General features: G+C 40.2%; 29 protein-coding genes. 27 read left to right on the top strand and 2 right to left on the bottom strand.

Annotation, left to right across the window (positions count from 1 at the left end; all coding sequences use genetic code 11):
• The first annotated feature begins 64 nt into the window (after positions 1 to 64).
• From C2M30_RS16375 to C2M30_RS16350, 6 genes are read left to right on the top strand one after another with little or no spacing between them, the layout of a single operon-like run.
• Positions 65 to 499: a YtoQ family protein gene (locus C2M30_RS16375; RefSeq protein ID WP_010558605.1), complete on the top strand. Its 435-nt coding sequence runs from the start codon at positions 65 to 67 to the stop codon at positions 497 to 499.
• Entirely contained in the window at positions 496 to 1,617 is a 1,122-nt protein-coding gene (locus tag C2M30_RS16370) for an alkene reductase (RefSeq protein ID WP_105172458.1), read from the top strand. Before C2M30_RS16375 ends, C2M30_RS16370 begins: the two co-directional genes overlap by 4 nt.
• Positions 1,618 to 1,644: 27 nt before the next feature.
• Positions 1,645 to 2,118 carry a hypothetical protein gene (locus C2M30_RS16365; protein WP_010558603.1) on the top strand — a complete coding sequence of 158 codons (474 nt, stop codon included), beginning with the start codon at positions 1,645 to 1,647 and terminating at the stop codon, positions 2,116 to 2,118.
• A gap of 1 nt (position 2,119) precedes the next feature.
• A complete protein-coding gene (locus tag C2M30_RS16360; RefSeq protein ID WP_105172457.1) occupies positions 2,120 to 2,362 on the top strand; it encodes a hypothetical protein in 243 nt (80 codons plus the stop codon).
• 11 nt (positions 2,363 to 2,373) lie between these two features.
• Complete coding sequence (locus C2M30_RS16355; protein WP_105172456.1) at positions 2,374 to 2,661, top strand: GNAT family N-acetyltransferase; 288 nt, start codon at positions 2,374 to 2,376, stop codon at positions 2,659 to 2,661.
• Positions 2,662 to 2,664: 3 nt separating this feature from the next.
• Entirely contained in the window at positions 2,665 to 3,360 is a 696-nt protein-coding gene (locus C2M30_RS16350) for an aspartate/glutamate racemase family protein (RefSeq protein WP_105172455.1), read from the top strand.
• A 36-nt stretch (positions 3,361 to 3,396) separates the two neighbouring features.
• On the opposite strand, the gene C2M30_RS16345 is transcribed toward C2M30_RS16350, so the two are convergent.
• Entirely contained in the window at positions 3,397 to 3,987 is a 591-nt protein-coding gene (locus tag C2M30_RS16345) for a carboxymuconolactone decarboxylase family protein (RefSeq protein WP_105172454.1), read from the bottom strand.
• Positions 3,988 to 4,156: 169 nt separating this feature from the next.
• On the opposite strand from C2M30_RS16345, the gene C2M30_RS16340 reads away from it, so the two are divergent.
• From C2M30_RS16340 to C2M30_RS16265, 16 genes are all read left to right on the top strand, one after another.
• Entirely contained in the window at positions 4,157 to 4,744 is a 588-nt protein-coding gene (locus C2M30_RS16340) for a MarR family winged helix-turn-helix transcriptional regulator (protein ID WP_105172453.1), read from the top strand.
• A 23-nt stretch (positions 4,745 to 4,767) separates the two neighbouring features.
• Positions 4,768 to 5,226 carry a GNAT family N-acetyltransferase gene (locus C2M30_RS16335; RefSeq protein WP_105172452.1) on the top strand — a complete coding sequence of 153 codons (459 nt, stop codon included), beginning with the start codon at positions 4,768 to 4,770 and terminating at the stop codon, positions 5,224 to 5,226.
• 453 nt (positions 5,227 to 5,679) lie between these two features.
• Complete coding sequence (locus C2M30_RS16330) at positions 5,680 to 6,105, top strand: VOC family protein (RefSeq protein WP_158683505.1); 426 nt, start codon at positions 5,680 to 5,682, stop codon at positions 6,103 to 6,105.
• A 304-nt stretch (positions 6,106 to 6,409) separates the two neighbouring features.
• Positions 6,410 to 6,766 carry a hypothetical protein gene (locus tag C2M30_RS16325; protein ID WP_105172450.1) on the top strand — a complete coding sequence of 119 codons (357 nt, stop codon included), beginning with the start codon at positions 6,410 to 6,412 and terminating at the stop codon, positions 6,764 to 6,766.
• A gap of 84 nt (positions 6,767 to 6,850) precedes the next feature.
• A complete protein-coding gene (locus C2M30_RS16320; RefSeq protein ID WP_105172449.1) occupies positions 6,851 to 7,369 on the top strand; it encodes a YcxB family protein in 519 nt (172 codons plus the stop codon).
• A gap of 97 nt (positions 7,370 to 7,466) precedes the next feature.
• Entirely contained in the window at positions 7,467 to 7,769 is a 303-nt protein-coding gene (locus C2M30_RS16315) for a hypothetical protein (RefSeq protein ID WP_158683504.1), read from the top strand.
• A 56-nt stretch (positions 7,770 to 7,825) separates the two neighbouring features.
• Positions 7,826 to 8,197, top strand: a complete 372-nt coding sequence (locus C2M30_RS16310; RefSeq protein ID WP_105172447.1) for a hypothetical protein — start codon at positions 7,826 to 7,828, stop codon at positions 8,195 to 8,197.
• A gap of 163 nt (positions 8,198 to 8,360) precedes the next feature.
• Entirely contained in the window at positions 8,361 to 9,797 is a 1,437-nt protein-coding gene (locus tag C2M30_RS16305; protein ID WP_105172446.1) for an ankyrin repeat domain-containing protein, read from the top strand.
• Positions 9,798 to 10,180: 383 nt separating this feature from the next.
• Entirely contained in the window at positions 10,181 to 10,723 is a 543-nt protein-coding gene (locus C2M30_RS16300; protein WP_158683503.1) for a Pycsar system effector family protein, read from the top strand.
• 3 nt (positions 10,724 to 10,726) lie between these two features.
• Positions 10,727 to 12,088 (top strand): nucleotide-binding domain-containing protein, encoded by a 1,362-nt coding sequence (locus tag C2M30_RS16295; RefSeq protein WP_105172444.1) that lies wholly within the window; start codon positions 10,727 to 10,729, stop codon positions 12,086 to 12,088.
• Between the two features lie 238 nt (positions 12,089 to 12,326).
• The gene (locus tag C2M30_RS16290) at positions 12,327 to 13,124 is read left to right on the top strand and encodes a hypothetical protein (protein ID WP_199775900.1); all 798 of its coding nucleotides are present in this window, start codon (positions 12,327 to 12,329) and stop codon (positions 13,122 to 13,124) included.
• 111 nt (positions 13,125 to 13,235) lie between these two features.
• Positions 13,236 to 13,853: a class I SAM-dependent methyltransferase gene (locus tag C2M30_RS16285; RefSeq protein WP_105172442.1), complete on the top strand. Its 618-nt coding sequence runs from the start codon at positions 13,236 to 13,238 to the stop codon at positions 13,851 to 13,853.
• Positions 13,854 to 14,082: 229 nt separating this feature from the next.
• Entirely contained in the window at positions 14,083 to 14,439 is a 357-nt protein-coding gene (locus C2M30_RS16280; protein WP_105172441.1) for a hypothetical protein, read from the top strand.
• Positions 14,440 to 14,470: 31 nt separating this feature from the next.
• Entirely contained in the window at positions 14,471 to 15,475 is a 1,005-nt protein-coding gene (locus tag C2M30_RS16275; RefSeq protein ID WP_158683501.1) for a phosphatidylinositol-specific phospholipase C domain-containing protein, read from the top strand.
• Between the two features lie 14 nt (positions 15,476 to 15,489).
• Positions 15,490 to 17,706, top strand: coding sequence for a hypothetical protein (locus C2M30_RS16270; RefSeq protein ID WP_105172439.1), 2,217 nt, complete (start codon positions 15,490 to 15,492; stop codon positions 17,704 to 17,706).
• Positions 17,707 to 18,033: 327 nt separating this feature from the next.
• Positions 18,034 to 20,217, top strand: a complete 2,184-nt coding sequence (locus tag C2M30_RS16265; RefSeq protein WP_105172438.1) for an OsmC domain/YcaO domain-containing protein — start codon at positions 18,034 to 18,036, stop codon at positions 20,215 to 20,217.
• Positions 20,218 to 20,335: 118 nt separating this feature from the next.
• Here C2M30_RS16265 and C2M30_RS16260 read toward each other — a convergent pair whose 3' ends face one another.
• A complete protein-coding gene (locus C2M30_RS16260; protein ID WP_105172437.1) occupies positions 20,336 to 21,055 on the bottom strand; it encodes a hypothetical protein in 720 nt (239 codons plus the stop codon).
• A gap of 215 nt (positions 21,056 to 21,270) precedes the next feature.
• Here C2M30_RS16260 and C2M30_RS16255 point away from each other — a divergent pair, with 215 nt between their 5' ends.
• From C2M30_RS16255 to C2M30_RS16235, 5 genes are read left to right on the top strand one after another with little or no spacing between them, the layout of a single operon-like run.
• Positions 21,271 to 22,884, top strand: a complete 1,614-nt coding sequence (locus C2M30_RS16255; protein WP_105172436.1) for a diacylglycerol kinase family protein — start codon at positions 21,271 to 21,273, stop codon at positions 22,882 to 22,884.
• 36 nt (positions 22,885 to 22,920) lie between these two features.
• On the top strand, positions 22,921 to 24,303 hold the full coding sequence (locus tag C2M30_RS16250) for a sigma-54-dependent transcriptional regulator (RefSeq protein WP_105172435.1): 1,383 nt from the start codon (positions 22,921 to 22,923) through the stop codon (positions 24,301 to 24,303).
• Between the two features lie 20 nt (positions 24,304 to 24,323).
• Positions 24,324 to 24,530 (top strand): hypothetical protein, encoded by a 207-nt coding sequence (locus tag C2M30_RS16245; protein ID WP_010558585.1) that lies wholly within the window; start codon positions 24,324 to 24,326, stop codon positions 24,528 to 24,530.
• Between the two features lie 5 nt (positions 24,531 to 24,535).
• Positions 24,536 to 26,032, top strand: coding sequence for a sensor histidine kinase (locus C2M30_RS16240; protein ID WP_105172434.1), 1,497 nt, complete (start codon positions 24,536 to 24,538; stop codon positions 26,030 to 26,032).
• Positions 26,019 to 26,465 carry a response regulator gene (locus tag C2M30_RS16235; RefSeq protein WP_105172433.1) on the top strand — a complete coding sequence of 149 codons (447 nt, stop codon included), beginning with the start codon at positions 26,019 to 26,021 and terminating at the stop codon, positions 26,463 to 26,465. The genes C2M30_RS16240 and C2M30_RS16235 overlap by 14 nt, the downstream gene beginning before the upstream one ends.
• The last annotated feature ends 6 nt before the right edge of the window (positions 26,466 to 26,471 follow it).

Below are 26,471 nucleotides of genomic sequence, written 5' to 3'. Positions count from 1 at the left end.
GTTGAGTTGGCTAGTTAGTATGAAATTAGCCAACAACACACAACATATAAGTAAGGGGCATTTAATGAAAGTTTATTTATCAGGTGAAATCCACAGTGATTGGCGCGAACAAATTATTGCTGGCTGCCAAGCTAAAAATCTCGATATTCAGTTTGTCTCACCAAACACAGATCACGAATCAAGCGATGCTGCTGGCGATTGCCTAGGCGAAGAAACTAACTCATTTTGGCGCGACCACAAGTCAGCAAAAGTAAATGCAATACGTATTCAAAATGCCATTAAATCATGTGATTTAGCGATTATTCGCTTTGGTGATAAATACAAACAGTGGAACGCCGCATTTGATGCAGGTTACTGCGCCGCCCTTGGCAAGCCCTACATTACACTGCATAGCGAAGAAATTGTTCATGCATTAAAAGAAGTAGACGGCAGCGCGCAAGCGTGGGCCACATCACCATCACAAATTGTCGAAATTTTAGCGTACACGCTTAATTCATGAATTTAAGCCTGTTTGATCCAATCCAGTTAGGATCAGTAACTCTCAAAAATCGTATTGTTATGGCGCCTATGACGCGTTCGCGGGCGTCACAACCGGGCAACATTCCTAACGACCTAATGGCAACCTATTATGCACAGCGTGCAACTGCGGGTTTAATTATTAGCGAAGGAACGCCTATTTCAGCGGTTGCGCGCGGCTATTCACTTACGCCGGGTATTTACACTGAACATCAGGTTGCAGGTTGGCGCAAAATTACTCATGCAGTACACAAGCGTGGCGGCAAGATTTTTGCTCAGTTGTGGCACGTTGGCAGGCGTTCAAGTACAGCTATCGAAGGGCTACAACCACTGGCACCATCAGCAATAAAAGAGCCAGACAAAGTTTACGGCCCGCTACCAAATGGCGAACTAGGCATGATAGACACCACAATGCCAAAAGCCATAGATTTAAGCGATATTCAAAACACGGTGAATGACTTTGTTACTGCTGCGAAAAACGCCATGCGAGCGGGATTCGATGGAGTAGAAATTCACGGCGCACACGGTTACTTGCTAGATCAATTTATGCGCCGTTATGCCAACACACGCGATGATAAATACGGTGGCTCAATTGAAAACCGTATTCGATTAACAATTGATGTGTGCCAAGCTGTGGCTAATGCAATTGGCAGCGACAAAGTGGGGCTACGTATTTCGCCATTTGTTTCTAGCAGCTTTCAACAACATGACAGCGACATGCCAACCTTAACCCTAGCACTTTTAAAGGCGCTCGCACCAATCAAGCTCGCTTATTTGCACCTATCTGAAAATATTGGTAATTATCAGCCAATCACCGATACGTATCGCAAAAAAATGCGCTCACTTTACCCACACCCAATAATGTTGGCGGGCGGTTTAACGCAAGAGCTTGCTAACTGCTTTTTAAATAAAGGCATGGCAGATTTATTTGCCTTTGGTACAGCATATATTTGTAACCCCGATTTAGTTGAGCGCATGAAGGGCAATATGCCACTAACGCAATTAGACAATAATGCGCACAGTACGTTTTATGGTGGCGGTGAAAAAGGCTATACCGACTACCCAACCAGTTGCAGTTTTGCACAAAAATCCGTACGCTAGCGCGTCTCTCATCAAAATGGAATTATGATGACTAAACACCTCATTATTTTACTCTTATTAAGTAACCTGTTTGCCTGTGCTATGTCGCCTTTTAATAACGACATTAAACAAGGACATTTTCGTATTGAAAATACCAGCTACGATAATAGCCAAGGTAGAAAAGAATACGTTTACCTAATGTGCCATAAGCACAAACCCGCCACTTGGGTTACGGCAAGGCAATACCCTGCGGGTAAACACAATATTTGGGTAAAAGCGACTTACCAAGAGGCAAATAACCACAACTCGTACCAAGTTGCATTTGCCAATTTCAACCTCACATTGCCAGCTGGCGGAAACTATCAACTCGCACACACCATTCACGATGAGTCGATTTCAATTTGGTTGCAAGACATCAATACACTTAGCGCAAAATCAGAAGTGATTACTGCTAAATTAACTCGCAACAATATTGCAAACAGCACTAAACTTATTAATCAATGTAAGCAAGGAACTGTTTAACATGCAATTTGAATCCATTTCTCATCATGCAGCGGCCGATATCACCGCGCTCTTTACCCATGTTTTTAGCGACGCTGACGGCGCAAAAGCAGGGTTACAAATCGGCGAACTCACCGAACGCATGCTGAATGACTGCACAAGCGAGGAACTGATTGGCTTTGTTGCTAAAGAGACGATACGCTTTTTGCCGCTGTACTGTTTAGTAAATTATGGATTAGCAACCAGCCAAATCTTACCGCTGTGATCCTCTCGCCAATGGCGGTGGCATCTTCGCAACAAGGCAAAGGCATAGGGCAAGCACTCATAAACCACGCGCTTACGTATTTAAAAACACACAACGTGGATTTTGTTGTGACCTATGGCGACCCTAATTTTTATAGTAAAACGGGGTTTCAAGCGGTGGCCGATACTCAGTTAATTCCGCCCTTTTCACTATCGTACCCTCATGGTTGGCAAGCGGTTGCACTTGGCGATAAACCACTTAGCGAACTAACTGGCGAAGTACGTTGCGTATTGCCTCTTAATCAGGCGTGTTATTGGTAATTTATGAAAACAATAGGTCTTTTAGGTGGCATGAGTTGGGAGTCTACGCTCAATTACTACAAAGCCATTAACCAAGGTGTAAAAGCCGCGCTTGGCGGGCTTAATAGCGCAGAAATTTTACTTTATAGCGTTAACTTTGATCATATTGAAAAACTACAGCGGGCAGGCGAATGGCAAAAAATGGGCGACATGCTAGCAAAATCCGCGCAAGATTTAGAAGCAGCAGGTGCGCACTGCCTACTTATTTGCACCAACACCATGCATAAAGTAGCGCACCAAATTGAAGAGAATATTTCGATTCCGCTACTGCATATTGCCGACGCCACCGCAGCACAATTAATACAAGACGATATATCGCGCGTTGGTTTACTTGGCACCGCATTTACCATGGAACAAGGCTTTTATAAAAACCGCCTAACAGAAAAGTTTGGTATTGATGTTATTGTACCCAACCAAGAAGATCGTGACTGTGTACATAGCGTTATTTACAATGAACTCTGCCTTGGCGAAATTAACCCAGAGTCAAAAGAACGTTACCTTGCCATAATCAATAAACTTCACCGCCAAGGTGCGCAAGCGATAATTCTTGGTTGTACTGAAATCGCATTATTAGTATCACAAAACGATACGGAGATTCCCCTTTACGACACCACAGGCATTCATGCCGATGCCGCCGTGAAGTTTGCACTTAAAAAATAACTTTTAAGTGCAATATTCAGTTTTTCAATAATTCACTTATTGGTGTTTACCAACCTGCCAACCATTGTGTGTTAGGTGTTCTTTTCCTGCGGCAACAGCGCCTGCTTCCATGGTGGTACCCATGCTATCGTTCCAGCGATTTAAATAACCAAACAGTGATATAACACCCAAAATTTCAACCACTTCGCCATCATCCCAATGTTCTTTTAAATTTGCCGAAATCGCATCATCAACCGCATTAGGCACGCTTGATGCTGCGAGGGCAAATTCAAACGCTGCTTTTTCAGCATCAGTGTATAAATCGGATGATCTAAATTGCCAAATATGCTTTAAACGCTCACCGCTACCGCCATAACGCTCAGCCGCTAAAATTGTATGTGCTTCGCAGTAACGGCATCCGGTATTTGCGCTGGTGATGTAACCAATTAAACGCTTTTGCTCCGCTGTTACGCGCCCATTATTTGCCATTACCGCTTTGTTTAAATTAATAAATGCGCGGGCAATTTCTGGACGGATTTGCATGGTTAATACACTATTTGGGCAAAAGCCTAAGGTTTCGTTAAAAAACTTTGCTAGTTCTGCCACTTCGCTATCGTGATCGGGTGATAAAGGGGTTACTAACGCCATGCTATTTCTCCTGTTGATTATATTTATGTTGCATATGCAACATAAATATAATCAAGCCACTAAACCATGTCTAGTTTTTATACATACTTATTTCTCAGTGTTTCACATCGGTTAAATATGCTATTTTGCAGCCAGTACCGTGCCTAAATATAAAAATCAATAACGCGCTATGACAACAAACAAACGCCAAACGTCTTTTTCATTAAGCAGTAAAACCAATGACGCGCTTGATCTCTATCAGCAGGTTCCCTACCGCATTGCAACCGCCAGTAATTTACTGGTACTTGATAGAGACGCTTATGTAAAACAAATTACCGACTTAGACACTCGAGCAATTCGCGTACTGTTAAATGTTGGCTCTTATGGGCCAATTAATGCGGCCGATATTGCCTATCAAACACGCTTAGACCCCTACTCGGTAACCCGCGCTATTAACGGCTTGCTAAAAAAAGGGCTAATTTTAGCATCGAACGACCATCAAAAAAGCCGCAGTAAACTGGTTGAAATCAGTGACAACGGCAAACCAATTTACCAAAAAATTTCAGACTATATGGCTAAGCGCTGCGATGCTGTATTAGCAGGCATTAGCAAAACGGAACAAGCAACGCTAATGATGTTGTTAGAAAAAATAGAGCTCAATACCGAAAAAATGCTGGCAAGCAATGCCGACACAGTTGCGAAGCAAGGCGGCACCCCCACGCGCGACCAAAGTGAACAAATTCGTTGGTTTAAACGTACTCAAAAGCAATCGCAATAACGTAGCCAAACAAGGGAAATACCATGATCCGACTCGCTAACAAGGATGATTTAGTTGGTGTATTAAAACTCTATAACGAATTGCGACCAAACGACCCTTCACTGCCACCCACACTTGCCATTGAGCGCTGGCAACAAATAATCAATGACGACAGAACCCATATAGTGGTTGCTGATATTAATGGCACGCTTGCAGCCACCTGCGCGCTCAGTATCAATTTAAGTATTGCCGTTGGCGCACGCCCGTTTGGTTTAATTGAACATGTTGTAACGCGCCGCGATTTTCGCCGCCAAGGGTTAAGCCAGCAAGTGCTCAGTTATGCAATTGATTTAGCATGGCAGTTAAACTGCTATAAAGTCATGCTGCTGTCGGGCGCAAAGCTAAATGGTGCCCATAAAGTGTATAGCGCAGTCGGATTCGACGGCGACAGAGAACGCGGCTTTGTTATTAAAGCACCCAATATTGCAGCGCAAAATAATTAATCAGATCGCTTATCAAAGAGCACAATTTAAACCCTTTACTTAGCTGGAAACACACTGCACTAAGCAAACTTTTAGACTTTTCTCGTATTTAAATAAAACCGCTGACTTACGTAATCCAACGTCTAGCGCCATTAAGTAAGCCATAAATACACTTGCCAAACTTAACGTTGTAAGCCTAAAGCTATACTGATAATCTACTGAAATAATTAGTCTGCAAGGTTTTAAGGTCTTGATAACACGCTTAAATCGTTACGCACACTAATACGCTGTTATACCAATTCTGTTAAGTATGTGATCAGGGATAGCGCTGGATAAATGAAATGGTAACAAGGCGGAATTTTTCTTATGTACTTGTTCTACATTGATAAATTCTAACGCAGTTAGCATAATATTTAGTCCGCTAGGATGATCAGCTACTTAAGTGAATTGGTATTATGTTTTAAGGAGAAAGAGATGAACCCTGCAATTAAAGGATTAGGCGAAACAGTACTTAGAGTGCGCGATCTGGACAGTATGAAAGCGTTCTACGCCAACATTATTGGTCTTAAACTGATTAAAGAATTTCCCAAAGTCGCATTTTTTAAAATTGCAGAGGGCTTTGGTGGTCATACACAAGTAATCGGTTTATTTGCCGAAGAGTTACCGAGAGCATTTGTCAATGACAACATTTCAACCATTGAACCAGCTTGTTCAAGCCTGCATCATTTTGCATTAGAAATTTCATCAGAAGATTACTTAAGCGAGAAAACAAGGCTAGAAAATGCCGGTTGCGAAGTAATAACCGCCGAACATCAATGGTGTCAGTGGCGCTCAATTTACGTAAAAGACCCTGAGAATAACGTTATAGAGTTAGTGTGTTACGATAAATCCGTGGTGTAAAAGTATAACAAGGCTTAATGTCCAAACAGGGAATGTCACGCCAATCAAACTGATTAATGAAAACGCCTGAGATAAAACGTGAAAATTCAGGAAGAAGTCTATACCAATATCGATACAAATTTAGACGCGATTAAGTGAGGCAATTTTAATACTTGCCAAGCTTCACGTTATACGCCTAAAACGATACTGATAATCTACTGAAATAATTAAATAAAAAATAATTAATCTGCAAATTTTAAAGTCGAGATAACGCGCTTAAATCGTTATGCACACTAATACGCTGTTATGTTTCCAAGGAGAACGGATGCAATTTCTAACCAATATGTTTCAAGATCTTCGAATATCTAAAAATTCTGTTGAAGGTAGTCAAACAAAAATTCGTTCGTATCAAAATGAAGCGCATGTTGACACTCTTTCCGAAAAAATAGACCAACTTTATATTATGAACTTGGCAGCGTTAGAGCTATTAAATGAATTGGGTATATCTGAAAAACAAATTATGGAGAAAATTGAAGAAATAGATCTTCGAGATGGTAAAGCCGATGGCAAATTAGCACAACCAACTGAGTGTTCTGATTGTGGTCACAGAATTTCAAAGCGTCGTACAAATTGCTTTTATTGTGGAGCAAAAATAAATAATTTAGGGTTCAATGCAACATAACAAGCCCCTGAATCGGCGTTACATCACTCACTTTAGCCATTTTGTTTAAGTAGGCGTTACACATACTAGAGGTAGAGTCACAGGATGTTGATCACTTTTCGAATTCAACAAGATGATTACAAAAAGTTCTCCAAGTTTGCATTAAAGCGAGCTTCTAATAAAACAAGCGAAAAAAAGTCTCTTATAGCAAGTTTTATGATTTGGTTTTTAGTGACAATTGTTTTCATGCTCATATTCCAAGTCGTAGGTAAAAAAAGCTTCGACTTTGACATTCCTACTGCTGTTATTGTTTTACTACCGTTTCTAGTTGGAATTGGTATTTATTTTACCGAGATCTTAAAAATTCAAAGAAACACATTACCGACAGACAATGGCTTTTTGCTTTCCGAGAGCACGATAGAAATCAAAGATGATGGCCTACGGGTATTAAAAGATTGCGCTACCTCTTTTTTCAGCTGGGAAGCAATTGAGTCAGTTAGTGTAAATGATGGCGACTATTATCTGTTCCTAGATAATATGTACGCGATTATCATTCCAAATTCAGCTTTTTCTAATAACATCCAAGCTGAAGAATTCAGGGCAGTGATCGAGAAGTATGTATAACAAGACATTAAACAAAGGTAAAAACCTTGGTTGAAGCTCCTTTGTCACTAATTTTTACCAAGTATTATCAACACTATTAAGTTTCAAGGAGTGAACATTGAATACAGGAATAGCGCTAATTTCAGTGATAGCAGGCGCTTTAATCTGCTCACCATTATTTAAGTACATGTACAAAGCTGTTGTTACTAACGCGCCTGATTTCGATAGTGGTTATAAAGAAGTTAAAAATAGAGATGCAACAGATGACTTTATTCATGCTAATGGCTCTAAAGATCAAACAGTAAACACATTTGTCGCATACAACCTAGTCGTGCTTATGTTACCGCTAGTCCCTTCGTGTTTTATAGCGGTACCCTTGTATTTCTTTTTCTCATGGTTATATGCGTTTATTTCAGTCTAACAAGGTGCTTAAGCTACGCCACTTAACTAATTAGTTAGCTATAAAAGGAGAGGTTTTTGTTTAACTCGTTCAAAAAATTAATAGCAAAAGGAAGTTGGCATTCATTAGCTGCAATAATTGTTGTGCTTGTAGCTGGGCCAGAAATCATGATGAGCATAGAGCTCATGGCGATGGTTGAGTTACTTGGTGCTTCAACTTTTGTATTAATGTATGTGGCTGGCTTTAAATTGTTTTTTGCCAAGCTCGCGAGTAAATATAAAAAATTCGAACGCCATTCCGTGTTAGTTATTCCGCCACTATCAATTTTAAAACAAATGCCGTCGTTAGCCTTTCATGCAATACCTGAACGCACTTTCAGTCTCTGCTTTTTTGGTTTTATAGCCGTTGGTATGGGCTGTATTTACACAAAAATGCTTATAGGTGCTTAACAAAGCTAACAATCTGTTTAGCTTAGAAAATACTGTTGGCTTTTATCCCTGCCTCACTTATTGTAGTAACACTATTTTGCGCTTTTTAGGTATAAAAGCGCTGTGACTCGAACACAAAAGCGGAAAGTCGCTCACTTGCAAACTCAACATAGGGATATACGTTTTGACATTGAATACTGTTATTTCGCTCGCACTACTTTTTGCTACAACTGCGGTTAATGCCATTGTCATCAGACACGATGTAGACGATAAAAAGTACCTAGCACTTGGCGAGCAGTATTCACCGTCTGTTGCTTATGTTGCTGGTTGCGCCGCTACCGTAATTAATAACAACTGGCTATTAACCGCAGCGCACTGCGTAGCAGGTAAAGAAAGTAACATTTTTACTGCGCGACATATCAACAGCCAATACCGCGTCGAAAAAATTGTCACCCACCCCAAATTTAAACGCGCAAATGACGAATTTTACGATGCGGCGCTGGTTCAATTGAAAGATCCCCTAAAAAACGCGAAACCAGCGACGCTAAATCAGCAAAAAAATGAAGTTGGGCAACAGGTTATTTTTGTTGGCAGAGGCACCTTTGGTAACGGGCAAGATGGCCTTATTCGAGATGATGCTAAGCAACGAGGCGCAACAAATACCGTAGCAAGTGCCAATGAGCATGTGATTGGATTTACTTTTAATAAACCCGAAACGGCTACCCAGCTTGAAGGCATTAGCTCACGCGGTGACAGTGGCGGCCCTGCATTTGTTATTGTTGATAACACACAGGTTGTGATTGGCATAAGCTCGTATCAGGTTAGCAATGGCACTCCCGAGGGGCGCTACGGCGTTGGCGAATATTACACCCGAGTGTCGTCTATTTACCCTTGGCTACAAGGCGTTATCGACAATACAGCACCCGCTTTAGTACCAAATCACCCGCTAATAGATTCGGTGAAAAATAATGATTTAAGCGCACTAAATAACACAATTACTGAATCTACACTCAATCAACAAACCGTAATCTGCGAGGCTTTTTATCAATCGGTAATACTAAACCGTGTTCAAATGGCAAAAGTCCTAATAGACCATGGCGCTAAATTTGAAAATATCATCATCAATAAAGATTCATTGTTTGCATTTGCGTTAATCAACAACAAGCACGACTATTTTCGCATGCTACAAAATGCCGCAGGCAACAAAACCCAGCTGCATAATTCAAACAGCACCGTTCTGCCATTATTTATAACAAGCTTTCGTAAAGACCCTTATTTATTGGAAGGAGCGAAGCTACTAATACAACAAAGCGCAAACCTAAATGCCCAAACAAAGGCTGGCGATACCGCATTAATACTTGCAGGCTGGAGCACCAACAATTTTGAATTAGTAAAATTACTAGTATCACACGGTGCCGATGTAAATATCGCGAATAATAACGGCGACACACCCGCCATTGATGCGGCGTACTTAGGCAAAATTGAAAATTTGCGTTATTTACTTAAAAACGGTGCCGATACATCACGCAAAAATAAGCGCGGCAACACCGCGTTAGACGTTGCTAAACGTAAAAATAATAAATTGGCGATTGCATTATTAAGTGCTGAGTTGCAGCAGTAGTAAAACACATTTTATATAAGCAAGCTCGATACGTTGAGCATTTTGATAAACAAGGCAAATTGTGTGGCACCACACTTGGCGCGTTCATCTAACTGGTGGTTGTAATACCTTGTTATAGTTAAATAAATTTAACTCCATATAATACTAAAGGTGCCTTTTAAGGCGCTATTTTATGATGATAGAGTGCTATTAAATAATAGTGCGTTAATACCAACCTAGTTTTACATTATTAGTGTGAGACCATGCTAATAATCAACTGAAAATATTAAATAAAACTACTTATTAGTATGCAAGTTTTAGGATATGGGTAACTCCCTTAAATCAAAATGCGTACTAATTATCTATTAGCTCCCCGATGCTATCCAGAAATAAAGGAGAAGGTTTTGAGCGACAGCGATAATTTGATAAATAAATCAGCGTTTTTGTTTGATGTCTTAAAAAGGTATGATCATTACGTTGCAACAACAAACTTCAAAGTTGGACTAATGATGTCATTTATTGGGGCAATTATACTTGGTCTAACAATTCGCGTTATGTCTCTAGTTCCTGAAGCTGGAAGTTGTAACTACTTATACTATTCTGCAATTATCTTTTCTATATTAACTATTACTTTTTCACTTTGTTCAGCAATAAACCTTTTAAGAGTTGTTTTTCCAAACACAACAACCAGCAGTGATTATAAATCACTGATTTTCTTTGGAGATGTTAAAAATACGGAAAATGGAGCTGATGGTTATATAAAAAAAATAGAGGAAGTAACTAGCGCAGATCTTCTCAAAGACCTATCTAAACAAACTTATGTAGTTGCTGGAATTATTGACGGAAAATTCAGATTACTAAAAACCTCAGTAAGAATGATAAGTTATGGCGTCATTCCGCTATTAGCAATTTCATTATTGTTACTTATATTAGAAGGAGTTATATAGAAAATGGCTAATTTTGAGAGGATGTTTGAAGACTTTTACGATTCTGTTAAAAGTCGCTCAGATTTAATGACTGTAAATAAGTCAAAGTCATTGACAATGGAAGCTGCAGAACCATGTCCGTTGAAGGAGTCGTTGCAAGACCTGCAGGCAGGGCCTCAAGAAGAGTTTCTATTACAAACGCAAATACGCCCCCATTTTGGAAAAAAGGGGGTAAATGAATCTCCAATCGGAACACATCCAGACTTTATCGACCTTGAAGGCACTGGAAATACAGTAAACCATTACACTTGCACTCTATTTGCTGATATTAAAGGCTCAACTCGACTTTCTCTACTTTACCCATTAGATTTTGTTTTTACGTTTAAAAATGCAGTCATACAAACTTGTGTAGAGGTTATTCGATCATTTGATGGTCATGTTCACCGATTAATGGGGGATGCTGTAATGGCCTTTTTTGGCGGGAGTGATATTGAAAAAGAAGATGCTGTTGCTGATGCTATCAATTGTTCTATTACTTTAAGGGCTATTTTAGAAGAAAGTATTAAGCCTTGGATGGAACGTCAAGGCCTTGACGCGAAAGACTTTGGTTTTAGAGTCGGTTGTGATTTTGGTGATGATCATGAAGTTTTATGGGGAAGCTTCGGATATCAAAATGTTGGAGAAGTTTCCGCAACTGGTTTACCCGTAGACATGGCTTCTAAACTTCAAAGCCTTGCAAGCAAAAATCAAACAATGTTAGGTAAAGGGTTGTTGGATTTTGTAAATTGGCCTGAAAAATACTCAGATATAAAGTCCAAAGAAATAAACGGCATACCTGAAAATCTTCCAGTAGTTATACCAAATATTACCGATAATTTTGGAAATCCAATAAATTACGATATGCGACAACTAGCTTACTCTAAGAGCTTACAGTTTAGTGCGCTCCCTCGAAGCTTTAGAGAAAAAATTAGTGGTAGTAATGTAAAAAACAATACTGAACTTGATTTCAAATGCTTTACAGTGATAGACGAGAGTAAGAGTGAATATATTTCAGCTTCGAGGTTTCTAAACCCAAATATTCCGTTAATTTTTGAAGTAACGGCTCGTACTACTAATAGGCTAAGGTTTCCTCTTAAGGTAACGTTTAGGAAAACTAATCATGGTCAAGACACACCAGAAGCTGAACGAGATATAGAACAACCTGGTCAAAATGAATATATTCATAAAAAACCTATTAGCAAATTTAACAAAAACATCCCGCCTATTTCCAAGGTGGAACTTAGCGAGGCAACTTTGTATCGCGGATTACATACAATGAAATGTGAAATATTTGATTGTGAAGGTCGATTACTATTTCGGGATTGGATAGGTGTAATGATTAAGTAGAATGTAACAATCTGCACCAAAGGTGCTACGCTTTTGTGCAGGGAGTAATATAATTTGCGAAATCAGCAGTGATTAATATTGAAAGCAAACCAATGAGGTCAGAGTTGTTGATTTTGGCTTCATGGTTTCAATCCAACAAATCAACGACTCAGACCCCGTTGATTGCTTCTTCGAAAGTTTTAGCCTGCTATTTCATGCCGGTTAGGCAAGCGTTTTACATTTTATAAAAGGTGTAACTTTGAGATTAGATCAATGCGGTCTTTGTCTAGAACACAAAGAGTTAAGAAATAGTCATCTTATGCCAAAGGCACTTTACAAAAAATTGAAAGGAGCTTTCGATGGTGATGATCTAGTTTTAAATCAAAGCCATGACAAATCATCACTCTATTCTGATTTTCAAGTTACTTCACATTTTCTTTGTTCTGAGTGTGAATTGCGCTTTTCTCGCTTAGGGGAAAATGCTGTTGTGTCAGAGTGCCATGCTGGCACTGACAAGTTCCCGCTTCTCGAGCGCCTCAAAAGTGCAAAGCAATTTGCAAGTATCAGAGGAGAGCGTTGGTTTAACCCAATCCAGAACGACTTCCCTAAGATTGACTGCTATCTATATTTTGCAGCAAGTATCGTTTGGCGCGCTTCAGCTTGGCCAATGGCAAAAAACTCTAATCAAAGGTCACTGGGCTCACGTTACCAAGAAGAATTCCGCCGTTACCTCCTTGGGGAGCAAGGATTTCCTTCGAACGCGTATTTAGCGGTTTACGTAGATACCGATGAAGATATTATGCCAAAAGTGTCTTTCCCCACTTCATCCAAAAAATTAGGTTATCACCATCATATATTTTACATTCCAGGTGTTAAATTTAGCTTGGTTGTAGGTGAAAATGTCGGAGAAATTAAACACTTGAGTTCGGCGGAAGCTACAAAAGCGTTTTTCATTTCTTACAGTTTTAAAAAGCATCCTGATTATCAGTTTATGGTTCGTGAACTACTCCAAGAGTACAAGCCTAAAGGACGTTTGGCGCGGGAACAAAATGTATAACAAGTAAATTAAACAATAAACGCAAAACACTAAGTTCGCGCTCTCTCTATTTACTTTAAGATACTTTTTAGCTATTTAATACAGCACCACCAAACCAACTCAGGAAACACTATGCACAAGAAATCACATTGGGAAACGGTTTACACAACAAAAGCATCAAATGCGGTGAGTTGGTTTCAGCCGCATGCGGTTACCTCGTTAGAGTTTATAAACCGTTTAAATTGTGAAAAAAGTGCTGCCATTATTGATGTGGGTGGTGGCACGTCCACTTTGGTTGATGACTTGCTGTTAAATGAGCACACGCAGTTATCGGTTCTTGATCTATCTGGTGCTGCGATTGAAACGGCTAAAAAGCGCATTGGCGAAAATTCAGCAAATGTAAAGTGGATTGAAGCGGATATAACAAACGTAACACTGCCAAAACAGCAATTTGATGTATGGCATGATCGCGCGGTGTTTCACTTTTTAACAACGCCTAAAGAGCGCAGCGCTTACATTAAAAACGTAATGCATGCGCTAAAACCACATGGCCACATTATTATTGCTACTTTTGCAGAAGACGGCCCAGAAAAGTGCAGCGGCTTGCCTATTGTGCGCTACAGTGCAGAAAGCTTACAAGAAGAATTTGGTGAGCATTTTGTGCTTAAAGATCAACGCCATGAAACTCATAAAACCCCCTTTGATACAACCCAACAATTTGTATTTTGTCACTTTGTAAAACAAGTTTAGCAACGCATCGTTACTCAGCATCTAACCCTTAAGATTTCTATCTTTTGGATTCTACATTCTTACACTCCCCCTTTTCTTATGTATTTATTTTTAATTTTGGACATGCCTGATTACTTACCCGAGGCATTTTCAACCATGTAATAACTCGTAATAACGGAAAAAGAAAACTCGTCTATTCTATTTTTACGCCCTTTATCAGGGACAGATAATAAAATTTTAGGAGAAATTTATGAGCGTAAGACCAGTGAAAATGACAGTTCAAAACTTTACAAATAAAGAACTTAAGCTTAAATCAAAAAAAGCAGAACATGGGGAATTTGAAGTTGACCCACCACAATCAATAGAGACAACAGGGAGCTGGAAGTGCGACTGCGTTACAATTTTTGGACCTGGTCCAGAAGGTACCGTCGTCTATAAAGCTGCGGACGAAAGTTTTACCGTAGAATTTTACTTTAATCATCCGCTTGGAACAGCAACTAGCTCATACCGAATTATTCCTACCCCTTCAGATGCAATAACTCATGATATTAAAGGCAGTTTTAAAGGCCATGACCAAGATATCACTTTTGAGCTATATGCTAATTAATTGTTTTTTAAAACGTACATGGAGGACGCGTATGTTGCGACTTAATTGTTTTTTGTCTCTCTATTTATTGAGTTTACCTAATCTTTCCGTTGCTAATGGCGTCAATTTTTCAAATGAAAATTGGATGTCCCTGCTAGACGATAATTTAAAGATCAGTCGAATAGTAATGCCTGGAAGTCACGATGCAGGAATGTCGGAACTACATCATTGTGACTGGGGTTCAAGTTTGAATACTGGAATGGTTAAAACGCAGCAACTTAACATTGAGGGACAATTAGAATCAGGTTCACGTTTTTTTGATATACGTGTGGATTATGATCACAGAGAATTAGTGACTTACCATCGTTCCGGCGACTTGGGTTGTAACGGTCAGTCACTCGAAAGTGTAATGAATCAATCCTTAGCGTTTTTAAAAAACTATCCGAGTGAAACACTGATTCTGAAGTTTTCCCACATAAGAAGTAATCGAGATAAACAGCGCGAAATAAAAGACAGAATCGAACAATTCTTATCAACACCCACTTATAGTAAATATCTCTATACCAATCAAGACTACAAGGTGAATTTATCAAATATACTGCTAAAGAATACCCGTGGAAAAATGATATTGACGTTTGATTACGACGAAAATACAACAGCTAAACAGGGTAGATTCCGTTATCACGACGGATTCCTAGAAAACGGCAGTAACAATGATGATTGCCAATTCAGAGGCCCGAACCTGACGGTATGCGACCAATACACCAACACCACTAATCTTTCTAAAATGGAAAAAGATCAGATTGAAAAATGGCACCGCTTCGGAGGATTGGGTCAGAACTTTATGTTCCTTTTGTCCTGGACGTTAACACCAGATGTAGGAACATTCTTTGGTGGCAGTATTGAATCTCTGGCATCGAAAGCTAATCAAGCCTTACCCGCAGCTTTAGAAAAGCAAATTGTAGATGAAAATCAGCCGCCTCCCAACATTGTTTATATTGATTACATGAATGCCCAGACAGCTAAAAACATTATTCAATATAACTTCTTAGACTAATTTAAGGACAAATTATGGACGCGAAACAAATATTAAATCCTCTTTTTGGAGTAACGATAGGTTCAACAGTTACATCTGGAACGACTAAATTTAAAGCCAGTGTTTTGACCCAGCCAGTTAGCAAAATGGTTAGTCAGGTCGAACATCAAAAAAGCATGTCTGGCGAGAGTAGCTATGTATATAGCGATAAAATGAACCAAGGGTCTTTTGGATTGTGCGGCGCTTACGGTATTTCTGGGGTTTCACAGGTGAAGTCATCTCTTTCAGCTTATGTTGGTAATTCATCAGCAACAGCAACTAAGTCAATTACTGTAAGCTATAACGCACAATCTGTGGCTGGAGTTGAGTATATTGATTTTCAGTCATTAACTGCCAGTGATTTTTTGGCAAGTTTAGATGATGCAACTCGACAAAATGCATTAGGGGTATTGGATGCATTTAATGACGTAGTAAAGGAAACAGCCAAATTAGACTTGGACCTAAATAAACTTGATGAAAATGACGGTAGATTTTTTGAATTGAAGCCCTACCTGCAAAAGTGGATTGATTTATCTCAACGCTTTTGCACCAACTTTGGTGACGGTATAGTTGTAGGGGTTACTTGGGGTGCTATGGGCGGGATCATTATGGAGATGACATCAGGTAGTGAGTCCGAAACATGGAAATATGGGGGGAAAGCAGATTTCTCTTATGCCAGTGTAGGTTCTTCTGTCGCTGTCAAGAGTACGTATGACGGGGGAACTTCTAATAATTATGCGAATGTAACAGTATCCTGTAATAGTTATGTAAGTGGCAGCGTGCTAACCACACAAATTGATAAATGGTTTGAACAAGTTAGTAATAAAACTTTTGAGCAACTTGCTGATGTTAAAGTAATGGCTGTCGCCCCTAATATGACTATTAATCAAGGACCTCCAACTATACCTGATTTCGTTAAGCCAAAGCCTAGCGAGGGAATTTCTAGTAAAGTTGGCGAAATCAAAGACCTAGATGGTTTGAAAGCATTTGCGACGGCATCCGCATTTGACCAAGCTAAAAAACTAAACCCTAAATTGACCTTGAAAGAATTTATAGCTGAGTCCGAACAACCCGCTAACATTGATGCTCTCGAGGAGCTTCAGGATGATGTTAATGACAATAACATCAATGTATTAGAGCCAAACGACGAACTTCACCAAAATTTACTATTGGCTTCAAAATCCGAACGTTTATTGAGCCAAAACGTTAGTACAAATGCCAACTTGGCTGACTACGTACCTTTAGGTGTCTGGATAAGCAATTGGGCTGATATTTTTCCTTGGATGGCACAGGGATATCTGAATAATGTTGAATATATCGAGGGCTCTGAAGAAATCCGAAAGCGTGTATTGCTACAAGATCTTCAAACACTGGCACGTCTATATTTAACAGCTGATGCGTCGGGTATCAAAAAAATAAAACGGCTAAATCGTTCTTTACCTGATGTGAAAACTTATGATATTGCCAATGGCTTCTCCAATGCTGCTGGCGAGTTACAAAATAATTACCATAAAGACAATATTTTGAGCTCTATCATACAAAGCTTGGGAACAATTATTGGTGATATTTATAAATTCTGGAATGAGAATACCTTCCTAAGAAATGCTGAATTAGCTCTAGGTTTAATTCATGAGGTCAAAGAAAATGGTCAACTCGTAACAAAATCAGTCAGCGATGTATCAAGCAATGAAAGTGCTGATAGTAAGTCATACAAGTTAGTATCCAATTTGTTTGAAGCCGCTTCAGGAAATTACGAGCAATTCGCAAGCACCCTGAAAGTATTACCTTTAATTACTCCTGACAAAGAATTATGGGCATTTGGTCCCGAGAAGGGGGGCCTTGTTTCTATTTATGATCATGAAATTACATTTTCTAAACCAAGCTTGGCAAAATTTATAAAATTTGAAGCGAATAAAGACACTAAAACCTTAACCAATAGAGATTTTAACATTACACTCTACCCTATTCCGTACTCTGCTGCTGCTGGTGAACATGTAGCATGGAAAGGTATATCATTGAGCACTAATATCAGAGCGGAAAAGAGTTTAACGGGGAGCCTTGCACAAATGGATACACAACTGAGTGGACTAAAAGAATGGTCTTTCAGTAGCGACAACTGGGATAAATCCTGGAATGGCGAAAGTTACTATGTCCAGAAAAAAGTTAAGAAGCATTATATTGGACTGATTGATGAGATTAGTAATGTAATTTAATTACTAACATGTATTTTCTCTAGAATGTGGCTTACTTTTGGTTTTTCTAGAAGTAAGTCACTTTTCTTATACATGACTTGTAATAACTGAACATATATTTCGATAGCTTTTAGTATCCGCATTAACCCTAAACATTTTCCCACCGTAGTTGCTTAATTTACTCCCTTAAATAAGTCACCAAATGTGACAATAGATAAGCTGAACTTGGGAAAACGTATTTATTTTCCGATTTTAGTGAATTAAGCGCTAAAAAAGCGGATAATTACAGCCATTATGTTTGCCTTGCTGCAACCACCTATTCGCGGCGACACACTTGGAACCTAATTCATGGAAATCAAAGTAAATTATCTTGATAACTTGCGCTTAGAAGCGCTGTTTGACGACTTTAACGTTATTGCCGATCAGCCTATTCGCTATAAAGGCGATGGTAGCGCACCTGGTCCATTCGATTATTTTCTTGCCTCATCTGCGCTGTGTGCGGCGTATTTTGTAAAGGTGTACTGTAACGCGCGCGATATTCCAACGAACGATATTCGCCTGTCGCAAAATAACATTGTTGACCCAGAAAACCGTTACAACCAAATATTTAAAATTCAAGTTGAGCTGCCAGAGAGCATTTCTGACAAAGACCGTGAAGGTATTTTGCGCTCTATCGACCGTTGTACCGTTAAAAAGGTAATTCAAACAGGCCCAGAGTTTGTAGTAGAAGCGGTTGAAAACCTTGATGAAGACGCGCAAGCCATGTTAATGGGTCAGCCTGAGGGCGACGCCAATACCATGATTTTAGGTAAAGACTTACCGCTTGAGCAAACCATTCAAAACATGACCAAGATTTTAGAAGACTTGGGTATGAAAATTGAAATCTCATCGTGGCGTAACATTGTGCCAAACGTATGGTCGCTTCATATTCGCGATGCAGCATCGCCAATGTGTTTCACCAATGGTAAAGGCGCAAGCAAAGAAAGCGCGCTGTGCTCGGCTCTTGGCGAATTTATTGAGCGTTTAAACTGTAACTTTTTCTATAACGATCAGTTCTTTGGTGAAGAAATCGCCAACAGCGAGTTTGTTCATTACCCAAATGAAAAATGGTTTAAACCAGGCCCAGAAGATGAGCTACCAAACGAGATTTTAGACGACTACACGCTGGATATTTACGACCCAGAGCAAGAGCTACGTGGTTCTAACCTAATCGACACTAACTCAGGTAATGTTGAGCGCGGTATTTGTTCAATTCCGTACACCCGTCATTCAGATGGCGAAACGGTTTACTTCCCGTCAAACCTGATTGAAAACTTATTTTTAAGTAATGGTATGAGTGCGGGTAACAACCTTGCAGAGGCCAAAGTACAGTGTTTATCGGAAATCTTTGAGCGCGCGGTAAAACGCCAAATCATCGAGCAAGAAATTGTATTGCCAGATGTACCAGAAGACGTACTGAACAAATACCCAAGCATTGTTGCGGGTATTAAAGGGCTTGAAGAGCAAGGCTTCCCTGTCGTTATTAAAGATGCCTCACTTGGCGGTCAGTTCCCAGTAATGTGTGTTACCTTAATGAACCCGAAAACGGGTGGCGTGTTTGCCTCATTTGGTGCGCACCCAAGCTTTGAAGTAGCGCTTGAGCGAAGCCTTACTGAGCTATTACAAGGCCGCAGTTTTGAAGGCTTAAACGATGTACCTAAGCCAACCTTTAACTCAATGGCAGTACAAGAGCCAGAAAACTTTGTTGAGCACTTTATTGATTCAACAGGTACTATTTCTTGGCGTTTCTTTAGTGCTAAGCACGATTACGAGTTTGTTGAATGGGATTTCTCTGGCACTAACCAAGAAGAGTGCGATGCCCTATTCGGTATTTTAGAAGACATCGGTAAAGAAGCATATGTTGCTGAATTTACTGGCCTTGGTACAGCATGCCGTATTTTGGTACCGGGTTATTCTGAAGTTTACCCAGCAGAAGACTTAATTTGGGATAACACCAATAAAGCACTTTTATACCGCGACGATATTTTAAACCTGCATTCACTGTCAGACGACGAGCTAGCTGATTTAGTTAATCGTTTGGAAGAGAGCGAGCTTGATAACTACATTGATATCATTACCCTAATTGGTATTGAGTTTGATGAAAACACAGTGTGGGGTCAGCTTACTATTCTAGAGCTTAAGCTATTAATTTACTTAGCGTTAGGCGATTTAGAAGAAGTGAATAACCTCGTTGAAAGCTTCTTACAGTACAACGATAACACCGTTGAACGCGGCCTATTCTACCAAGCGCTGCACGCGACACTGCAAGTAGCACTTGATGACGAGCTTGAGTTTGAAGACTACCACCATAACTTCACGCGCATGTTTGGCGAGGAAGTAATGAACGCGATTATTGGCTCAATTAATGGCGATGTGCGTTTTTATGGTTTAACACCAACTAACTCACAGCTAGAAGGCCTAGATAAGCACCTACGCTTAATCGAAAGCTACAAAAAGCTGCACAGCGCACGCGCAAAATTAGCGGGTAAATAAACCGCACTAACATTAAAAAAGCCCGATTTATTCGGGCTTTTTAATGCGTTCTTTCAAGGCTTACTGACTAGCAACTGATAAATCCTTGCTCGCTCAATTTGTACTGTGGCAAACCGCGTTATAAATCTAACCATCGCTGCATTAATTTGTAGTCTTGCTTTTGTTCAGCCAACTTATAGTTTTCGACAATGTACGGTTCTAATTGGTTGTATATTTCTTTTTCGGTAACCGTTTTGGCTAGTAAGTGTCGGTAAGAGCGAATTAAATAAAAACGCTGCATCGGGATCGCCCGAGGGTATTTCGACTCTAACAACTGATCGATAATTTTTTGCGCTCGTTCATACTCGCCGCCCTCGATTAAATAATAAAGCCATTGGGTTCCTATATTAATGGCAGAGTTAGCGTCGTTACATTGCTTGCAATACTCGCTTTGCCATGTCTCATCTAAAAAGTGTGTGATATAGAATTCGTAAAATGGTTTAAACTCGCTTACCGTGCCACGACCTAAAAAGCCTGCAATCTCTTGGGCATTGTTTTGATGCTTAAGCATTCGCGCATAAATTACTTTAAAATCACGTTTATATTTATCATCGCCCGTATTTTTCTCGTAATAGGCTGTCATCTCTTCCGATGTAAAATTCATAGGATCAATGTACTTAATTGGTACTGAATGCCACCAATCGGGTTTTGGCACAGCGGCTTCAAACTCAGGCCATTTAGGCCAGCTTTGCTGCTCCTTTGCCTCGCGATCACGTAATGCTTGGTAACTCTCACCGCAACCAACGATGATCAACATAAGTGCTAAAATACTTACATTAAAATAGCGGGAAAAACGCATAACATCCCTTTAATTTGCTTAATAAAATAATGCTAGGCTAGCATATTTATAAAGGTATGTAATTTTTACACACCTTTACTTTATACCCTTTGTAATTTTTTCAAACGGGTAGTAATTACACGCCCTAAAAACCACTATCACATTGAAATACATACAAAAAGCCTTAGGTACGATTCTTGTAACCTTATGTTATTTAGTTTTGAGGTGTTGATAGTATGAATGTAACTTTCATTTATTTATTGCTGGTTGTTGCGGCATCCGGTCTTGTTTATGTGTCTAAACACCCGTTATTTATTTTTGCCAGTAGCTGGATTCTGCTTTCAGTGCTAATAGTGTTTAGCGCTTACCTATTTGAAAAACCAAACTTCTTTCGCAAACGCGCAACAGGGCAAATTCCAGTAATTATTAAACTGGTATTGTTACCTTATTTACTGTGCGCGCAACTTTACAACGCATGGCAGCGCTACAAAGACTCCGTACCTGCGTTACAACAAGTTGAAGACCAAATGTTTATCGCGTGTCGTTTATTCCCAAGCGATATTCCTATGTTAAAAGCCAATAAAATTGACGCGATTTTAGACGTAACTGCGGAATTTGACGGCTTAAATTGGTCGGCTGAGCAAGAAGGGTTGTACTACTTAAATTTACCGGTGCTTGATCACCAATCGCCTACTCGCGCGCAAATCCTCCATGCATTACGTTGGATTGAGGCAATGCACACGCTTAACAAAAAAGTGGTGATCCACTGTGCGCTTGGCCGTGGTCGTTCGGTATTTTTATTATGTGCTTATTTACTTTATAAACATAAGCTCAGTACTCAAGGTGCGCTTGATAAAGTAAAAGAATTACGCCAAACCGCGCGTTTAAATCGTTCGCAAAAAAAACGCTTAAATGCCATTGCACACGTTGATTTACTCGCAAAAACCGAAACCCTACCGCTGGTGATAAACCCAGTTTCAGGTAGCGGTAAATGGTATCAATACGATAACCAAGTGATTGGTTATTTAACCCAGCGCTTTTTGCTTGAATTTCACTTTACCGAAAAAGACACCAATGTAAGTGCGCTCGCCCTGCGTTTGAAACGTAATCATAATAAAGTGGTTGCCTGTGGTGGCGATGGCACCGTAACAGCCGTAGCCCATGCGCTTGTTAACAGCGACTGCCATTTAGGTTTTATTCCGCTGGGTACTGCTAACGCGCTCGCACACGTATTGCTTGGTGTGCAAACTAAGTTAGAACCCATAACACTTGCATGCGAAGCAATTGTAAAAGGTAAAACACAGCAAATTGACACCATTCAATGCAATGAACACACCGCTTTGTTGCTAATTGCATTTGGCTTTGAAGAGCAAATGATCAGCTTTGCTAATCGCGAAGAGAAAAATCAAGGTGGTCAATTTGCTTACATTAGCGGCTTTATTAATGCGGTATCTGAAAGCAAATCACAAAAAGTGTGTATTGCAGTTGATGAACAAAACCCCAAAGAGTTGAACGTAAACAGTTTAGTGATTGCCAATGCCGCGCCGTTTTCTACCGTGTTAGCACAAGGCGGTGGCGAGCCTAACTACCAAGATGGGCAGCTCGATATCACCTTAATCGAACACGATGAAAACAGCAGCGCAGCGTTTAGCCTTGCGCAACTTGTGTTTAATGGCCTAGAAGGTAAGAAAAAACACAGCGAAAACAACGTAAATCATGCGCTTTGTAAGCGTGTTTGTTTACACCAACACGGCGACACAGTAAGGTATAGTATTGATGGCGAAATAAAAACGTGCGAAACACTAACCATTGAAATAAAAGAAAAATCATTATGGATTATGACAAAGTAATTTGTTTACTTTGTAGTGCAGTACATTGAGGACATTATGAAAACAGTGTTATTGGTCGATGACGACTCTGAATTTAACGAATTAGGCGCGCGTATTTTTGAATATATCGGCTGCGAAGTGTACACCGCTGAAAGCATTGCGGAGGCCAAAGAGTGGCTTGCAAACACGCGCTTTGACCATGTTTTTTTAGATTTTATGTTGCCCGATGGCAGCGGTATTCACCTAATCGATTTTATTCGCGCGCAAGGTATTAACGTCAATATCACCTTAATTACCGGGCATCCGTCGGTAAAAACCGCCATTGCTTCACTGTGCGATGATCAAATCGACTACTTAACCAAACCCATTCAAGCCGACGACGTAAAGCGCGTATTGTTTAAAGAGCCTGCGGTTACTAGCAAAAGCACAACGAAAATAGAGCGTCACTTTGGCTGTTTAATTGGTAAATCAAAAGCGGCGCAGCACCTAATCACCATGATAGAGCGCGTGGCAAAAACCAACGCAAATGTATTATTAATTGGTGAAAGCGGTGTTGGTAAAGAAGTTGTGGCAAAAGCCATTCATAACGCCAGCAAATGCCAAGGCGAGCAAGTGTCGGTTAACTGCGGCGCTATCACCAAAGATTTAATCGGCAGCGAATTATTTGGTCATGAAAAAGGCGCATTTACTGGCGCGGTTGCACAAAAGCAAGGTGTATTTGAACAAGCTGAAAACGGCACGTTATTTTTAGACGAAGTAACCGAAATGCCAATCGATATGCAGCCTAATTTACTGCGCGTATTAGAAACCCAACATGTCACACGCGTTGGTGGTAACAAACAAATTCCAGTAAATTGCCGCGTGGTGTCGGCCACTAACCGCACCATGAGTGAGATTGCCGAAAAGAAAGTACTGCGTGAAGATATTTATTTTCGCCTTGCGGTTTTTCCAATTGAAATACCGCCATTGCGTGAACGAAAAGAAGATATCGAGCTATTAAGCGAGTATTTTTTAGATGACCTAAACCGTGAATATAAAACTCAGTATCAATTTTCACCCACCAGTAAACAGGTGCTATTTGCCCATCATTGGCCTGGCAATATCCGTGAGTTAAAGCACAGTATTCACCGCGCGTTTATTATGGCTGATCCAAATAGCCAAACAATCGATATTGAACAAATAGAGCCATCGCCTTTTGCACAGCCACCAGCGAACAATCAACCAGCGGTTGTTCAGCAAGCAATTACGCCAAGTACGCCAACGGCTACCTTCGATGCGCCAGAAGTTGATGTAGGAAAAACCATTGAAGCGGTAGAAAAAGAGCTCATTTACAAAACGCTTGAGTCGGTTTCGGGTAATAAAACACTGGCCGCTAAGCTACTTGGCATCAGTACTAAAACGCTCTATAACCGATTAAACGCTTACGAAGAATCACTGTAAAACATGATTTGCGAGGAAACATGACTGACAACAATGAACAACTTAATACCTTAGTTCACGATGCACGAAAGCCACTAAATCATATTTCAATGCATGCTGAAATCATTAAAATTTTAAGTGAAGATGCAGCGAAAAACAGCGAGATTAGCGATGCGGCGAATAAAATAATCGCCGCAAGTAAAGCCTGCAGCGAGCTGTTACAACAAATCGCTGAAAACGCTAAGTGAATATAATGAAAGCATTTTTCGATCGTGCCATTCACAGTATTGCCTTTGCATGGTGCGCATTTTTCATTATTGTATTGGGCATTAGCACCATTACGTTTATTGGGTTACAAAACACCCAAAGTATTGCGCAAATTCAGCAAAGTTTTCAAAACACATCAAAGGTGATGCTGGCGATTGACCGTTTGCACATCGACTTACTCAACGCCGAATCAAGCCAGCGCGCTTATTTAATTACGCTGCAAGAAGACGATTTAGCACCTTACAAAAAAGCGTTAGATCAATTTTCTGAGAGTATTACGCAAGCCCGCGAAATTCGCTCTGAAAGCGATATTCAGCAAAAACGTATCGACAACTTTGTGCGCTACGCCGAAGCAAAGTTTGCCTTAGTAGGCGCTGGTATTCGTCACGTACAAACAAACTCTGAGCGCTCGCCTAAGCGCCTTTTAAAAGATGTGCAGATATCTGACCTAGACTTACGCACCATTTATCAAGAGATCATAGAAAACGAAACCATTATTCGTAATCACTTACTTACCCGCTTAAGTAACGCACGTAAAACTTCTGAAGCAAACCTAATTTGGTTTGCCACCATTTGTATTGTGATGAGTAGCCTGTTTTTAATATTGCTTATTAAACACCTGCGCAATGTTAAACAAAACGCGTTAGAGCTTGAAAAAAGTAACGAATTACTTGAAGAAAAAGTACAAGAACGCACCCAAGCGCTGGAACTTTACGCCGAAGAGCTTGGTCGCAGTAACCGCGAGTTAGAAGATTTTGCGTTTATTGCATCACACGATCTGCAAGAGCCGCTGCGTAAAATTCGCGCATTTTCAGCGCGTATTACTGAGCTTTATGCCAGCGCAATTGACGATAAAGGCAAAGATTACTTATCGCGCATGGATAATGCTGCTGCGCGTATGTCGTTGTTAATATCAGACTTACTAGCGCTTTCACGGGTAACGACAAAAGGGAAAGCCTTTGTTGAAGTAGACCTAAACACCGTACTTGAAGGCGTGTTAGACGACCTTGAAATCGCTATTAACGAATCAAACGCCACCATAACGCTGACAAGCATGCCAAAAATTGAGGGTGACGAAAGCCAACTACAACAGTTATTTTTAAATCTGTTATCGAATGCGCTTAAGTTCAGACAAGCCGATAAAGCGCCCGAAATCAATGTAACCGTGTCAGAGACTAGCGCCCCAGCACAACATTTAGATGATATTACCAGCGAATGGATACAAATCGATGTGTGCGATAACGGCATAGGCTTTGAACAAGATTACAGCGATAAAATTTTCACTCCATTTCAACGTTTGCACAGTCGCACCGCTTACAAAGGCACAGGCATTGGCTTGTCGGTTTGCAGACGTATTGTAGAGCGCCATGGCGGCCAAATAACTGCACACAGCGAAGTTGGCCAAGGTACAACGTTTACCATGATACTGCCGATTGCAGCATCATCATTTCATTTAGAGGAAAATAGTAATGCTGGAAGCTGAAGTAAAACGAATTAACATTTTAATGGCCGACGATGACGAAGATGATCGTTTGCTAACCCAAGACGCACTTGAAGAAAGCCGAGTAATCAACAATTTATATTTTGTAAATGACGGCGTTGAACTGTTGGCGTATTTAAACAATCAAGCGCCGTTTGAAGATAAACAAAAATACCCGCGCCCTAATATTATTTTGCTCGATTTAAATATGCCACGTATGGATGGCCGCGAAGCGCTAAAGCTGATTAAAGAAAATACTGCACTGCGCTCTATTCCGGTGGTTATTCTGACTACTTCAAAGCAAGAAGAAGACAAATTGCGTGGTTATGATCTTGGCGCAGCATCGTACATTACTAAACCCGTTACTTTTGAAGGCTTAGTTGAACTGATGAAACAGCTTGGTAAATATTGGATTGAAATTGTTGAACTGCCATAGGGATTA

The organism is Pseudoalteromonas sp. T1lg24, from assembly GCF_002964745.1.
In the GTDB taxonomy this organism is placed as follows: Bacteria; Pseudomonadota; Gammaproteobacteria; order Enterobacterales; family Alteromonadaceae; genus Pseudoalteromonas; species Pseudoalteromonas spongiae.
Note: the sequence above shows the minus strand (reverse complement) of the source record. Positions and strands in the feature narration are given on the sequence as shown.

Excerpts from the sequence above, each read along its gene's own strand:
- C2M30_RS16240 (WP_105172434.1), top strand. The coding sequence starts at position 24,536 with ATGAAAGCATTTTTCGATCGTGCCATTCACAGTATTGCCTTTGCATGG.
- C2M30_RS16370 (WP_105172458.1), top strand. The coding sequence starts at position 496 with ATGAATTTAAGCCTGTTTGATCCAATCCAGTTAGGATCAGTAACTCTC.
- C2M30_RS16365 (WP_010558603.1), top strand. The coding sequence starts at position 1,645 with ATGACTAAACACCTCATTATTTTACTCTTATTAAGTAACCTGTTTGCC.
- C2M30_RS16295 (WP_105172444.1), top strand. The coding sequence starts at position 10,727 with ATGGCTAATTTTGAGAGGATGTTTGAAGACTTTTACGATTCTGTTAAA.
- C2M30_RS16245 (WP_010558585.1), top strand. The coding sequence starts at position 24,324 with ATGACTGACAACAATGAACAACTTAATACCTTAGTTCACGATGCACGA.
- C2M30_RS16340 (WP_105172453.1), top strand. The coding sequence starts at position 4,157 with ATGACAACAAACAAACGCCAAACGTCTTTTTCATTAAGCAGTAAAACC.
- C2M30_RS16250 (WP_105172435.1), top strand. The coding sequence starts at position 22,921 with ATGAAAACAGTGTTATTGGTCGATGACGACTCTGAATTTAACGAATTA.
- C2M30_RS16375 (WP_010558605.1), top strand. The coding sequence starts at position 65 with ATGAAAGTTTATTTATCAGGTGAAATCCACAGTGATTGGCGCGAACAA.
- C2M30_RS16345 (WP_105172454.1), bottom strand. The coding sequence starts at position 3,987 with ATGGCGTTAGTAACCCCTTTATCACCCGATCACGATAGCGAAGTGGCA.
- C2M30_RS16285 (WP_105172442.1), top strand. The coding sequence starts at position 13,236 with ATGCACAAGAAATCACATTGGGAAACGGTTTACACAACAAAAGCATCA.
- C2M30_RS16325 (WP_105172450.1), top strand. The coding sequence starts at position 6,410 with ATGCAATTTCTAACCAATATGTTTCAAGATCTTCGAATATCTAAAAAT.
- C2M30_RS16280 (WP_105172441.1), top strand. The coding sequence starts at position 14,083 with ATGAGCGTAAGACCAGTGAAAATGACAGTTCAAAACTTTACAAATAAA.
- C2M30_RS16275 (WP_158683501.1), top strand. The coding sequence starts at position 14,471 with ATGTTGCGACTTAATTGTTTTTTGTCTCTCTATTTATTGAGTTTACCT.
- C2M30_RS16330 (WP_158683505.1), top strand. The coding sequence starts at position 5,680 with ATGAACCCTGCAATTAAAGGATTAGGCGAAACAGTACTTAGAGTGCGC.
- C2M30_RS16335 (WP_105172452.1), top strand. The coding sequence starts at position 4,768 with ATGATCCGACTCGCTAACAAGGATGATTTAGTTGGTGTATTAAAACTC.
- C2M30_RS16355 (WP_105172456.1), top strand. The coding sequence starts at position 2,374 with ATGGCGGTGGCATCTTCGCAACAAGGCAAAGGCATAGGGCAAGCACTC.
- C2M30_RS16360 (WP_105172457.1), top strand. The coding sequence starts at position 2,120 with ATGCAATTTGAATCCATTTCTCATCATGCAGCGGCCGATATCACCGCG.
- C2M30_RS16270 (WP_105172439.1), top strand. The coding sequence starts at position 15,490 with ATGGACGCGAAACAAATATTAAATCCTCTTTTTGGAGTAACGATAGGT.
- C2M30_RS16255 (WP_105172436.1), top strand. The coding sequence starts at position 21,271 with ATGAATGTAACTTTCATTTATTTATTGCTGGTTGTTGCGGCATCCGGT.
- C2M30_RS16265 (WP_105172438.1), top strand. The coding sequence starts at position 18,034 with ATGGAAATCAAAGTAAATTATCTTGATAACTTGCGCTTAGAAGCGCTG.
- C2M30_RS16235 (WP_105172433.1), top strand. The coding sequence starts at position 26,019 with ATGCTGGAAGCTGAAGTAAAACGAATTAACATTTTAATGGCCGACGAT.
- C2M30_RS16320 (WP_105172449.1), top strand. The coding sequence starts at position 6,851 with ATGTTGATCACTTTTCGAATTCAACAAGATGATTACAAAAAGTTCTCC.
- C2M30_RS16260 (WP_105172437.1), bottom strand. The coding sequence starts at position 21,055 with ATGCGTTTTTCCCGCTATTTTAATGTAAGTATTTTAGCACTTATGTTG.
- C2M30_RS16350 (WP_105172455.1), top strand. The coding sequence starts at position 2,665 with ATGAAAACAATAGGTCTTTTAGGTGGCATGAGTTGGGAGTCTACGCTC.